Annotated in this window: 2 protein-coding genes; one reads left to right on the forward strand and one right to left on the reverse strand. The window is 64.8% G+C overall.

The annotated features are described in order from the left end of the window. Positions 1 to 69: 69 nt before the first annotated feature. Complete coding sequence (locus tag AC6RA4_RS25165) at positions 70 to 234, reverse strand: hypothetical protein (protein WP_500165011.1); 165 nt, start codon at positions 232 to 234, stop codon at positions 70 to 72. 30 nt (positions 235 to 264) lie between these two features. Here AC6RA4_RS25165 and AC6RA4_RS25170 point away from each other — a divergent pair, with 30 nt between their 5' ends. After that, positions 265 to 1,956, forward strand: a complete 1,692-nt coding sequence (locus AC6RA4_RS25170; protein ID WP_500165012.1) for a DUF3604 domain-containing protein — start codon at positions 265 to 267, stop codon at positions 1,954 to 1,956. Positions 1,957 to 1,980 lie beyond the last annotated feature (24 nt).

The raw sequence follows: 1,980 nt of genomic DNA on the forward strand, positions 1-1,980 counted from the left end.
GTATTCCCGATAGCATCTTGAGGTCAGTTCATGAAACTCACGCGTTTCCATGCCCGCACAACGACTTGGTCAGTTTCCTGGACGATTGCCGCCACCGCGTTCGCGGCAGGCGTCACCTGTGCTCAGGCGCAGGAATTCACTCTGAGCGAAGACAGAATCGCCACGCCCGAAACACCCTATTCGCCCTACGTCGATGAGCACTTCCCGCAAAACGTCTATTTCGGTGATACCCATCTGCACACCTCCTGGTCAGCAGATGCCGGCATGGCAGGAGCAACCCTCGGGCCGGACGCCGCCTATCGCGTGGCGCGGGGCGAGGAAGTGGAAAGCCAGAGCGGCCAGCGGTTCAAACTGATCCGCCCGCTCGACTTCGTGGTTGTCGCCGATCACGCGGAGAATCTCGGGATCGCGGATTACCTCGATCGCGGCGATCCGATCTTGCTGGAAACGGAAGTCGGGCGCCGCTGGTATGACTATTTCCAGGCCGGGACGGGTCTGGATGCCGCCTACGAATGGAGCGCGGCGAATGCCGAAGGCAAGGATCCCATCGACAGCCCCGAGATGCAGATCCGGGTCTGGGACAAGGTGATCGAGAACGCCGAGCGCTACAACGAGCCCGGCGTGTTCACCGCCTTCATCGGATACGAGTGGACCTCGGGCCCCGGGAGCAACAACCTGCACCGCAACGTCATCTTCCGCGACAACGCGGACAGGACCCGGCAGGTCGTGCCGTTCTCGGCCTTCAACAGCGATGACCCGGAAGACCTCTGGCAATACCTAGGCGATTACGAGCAGAACACCGGCGGCCGGGTGCTGGCGATCCCGCACAATGGCAACCTGTCCAACGGCATGATGTTCATGCTCGAAACCTTCGATGGCGAGCCGTTCGACGCGGACTACGCGACGAAGCGCGCGCGCTACGAGCCGCTGCTCGAGGTCACCCAGTCCAAGGGCACCGGCGAGGCCCACCCGCTGCTGTCGCCCGACGATGCGTTTGCGGATTTCGAACTGATGGATGCGTCGAACCTCACCGGGACCGTGGCCAAGGAGCCCGGCATGCTGAAGACCGAGTATGCGCGCGAGGCCCTGAAGCTCGGCATGGCGGAAGAGGCGCGGCTTGGCGTCAACCCGTTCAAGTTCGGCATGATCGGCTCGACGGACAACCACAACGCCATCTCCTCCACGCGGGAGGAAAACTGGTTCGGCAAGATCTACTACGTCGAGCCCGGCCTGCACCGGAAGGATGGCGTCTTCATCGAGAGCGCCGTCGATCCGCGCTTCTCCATCTACGACCGCGACATGGGCGCCTCCGGCCTCGCGGCGGTCTGGGCGACGGAAAACACCCGCGAAGCGATCTGGGACGCGATGAAGCGCCGCGAGGTCTTCGCCACCAGCGGCACCCGCCTGCGGGTCCGCGTGTTCGGCGGGTGGGACTTCGAAGAGACCGAGGTGAATCGGCCCGACTTCGCCGCAGAGGGCTACGCGCGCGGCGTCCCGATGGGCGGCGACCTGCGGCCCGGGCCCGACGGCGCGGCGCCGCGCTTCCTCGTCCGCGCCCTGCGCGATCCCGACGGCGCCAACCTCGATCGTGTCCAGATCATCAAGGGCTGGATCGACGACACCGGCGCCACGCAGGAGCGGATCTACGATGTCGCCTGTGCCGACCGGGAGATCGTGGAGGGCGCCTGTGCGGGGGATGTCGGCAACACCGTCGATCTCACCACCGCGACCTATACCAACGACATCGGCCGCGCCGTCCTGAGCGGCTGGTGGGAAGACCCGGAGTTCGACCCGTCGCAGCGGGCCTACTACTACGTCCGCGTGATCCAGATCCCATCGCCGCGCTGGACCGCCTATGACGCGGTCTATTTCGGTGTGGAGATGCCCGAGGGCACGGCCATGACCGTGCAGGATCGCGCATTCACCTCGCCGATCTGGTATACGCCCGAGGGCTGAGACAAAAAGGACACCTCGGATCAG

The sequence above is a fragment of the Salipiger sp. genome, assembly GCF_059781815.1.

What these genes read in the sequence shown, in the direction of transcription:
- AC6RA4_RS25170 (WP_500165012.1), top strand. Translation starts at nt 265, where the DNA reads ATGGCAGGAGCAACCCTCGGGCCGGACGCCGCCTATCGCGTGGCGCGG.
- AC6RA4_RS25165 (WP_500165011.1), bottom strand. Translation starts at nt 234, where the DNA reads ATGGGTATCACCGAAATAGACGTTTTGCGGGAAGTGCTCATCGACGTA.